This is a genomic window from Halomonas sp. SIMBA_159 (assembly GCF_046536035.1).
Lineage (GTDB): Bacteria > Pseudomonadota > Gammaproteobacteria > Pseudomonadales > Halomonadaceae > Vreelandella > Vreelandella venusta_A.
On the sequence record NZ_JAWJBT010001469.1, the window covers coordinates 1 to 241 of the forward strand.

The 241-nt window shown below is 49.0% G+C and carries 1 protein-coding gene; it reads right to left on the reverse strand.

The features are described 5' to 3' along the window. Positions 1 to 241: SRPBCC family protein (locus R0J87_RS24120; RefSeq protein WP_498889570.1), on the reverse strand; the 241-nt coding region annotated here is incomplete at both ends.

Consider the following 241-nt stretch of genomic DNA (forward strand, 5'->3'; position numbering starts at 1 on the left):
CAATCACTCTCACTAATGTCCTTCAAATTTTGCAAGGTCTGCTCGATCGAGTTGTACATAAGCTTCTTGATATAAATCGTGTTCGCCAGTTTCCCGAATATGCTGCCGGGCAGTTCGTATTCCATTTCGAATTGGACTTCCGTGCCGCCATCTTTTGGAATGTAGCGCCAGGTTTGGGTGCCATCGAAAGCGCCGCTAATCAGGCAGCGCCAGACATAGCCGTCTTTAGCCCGTGCGTTTT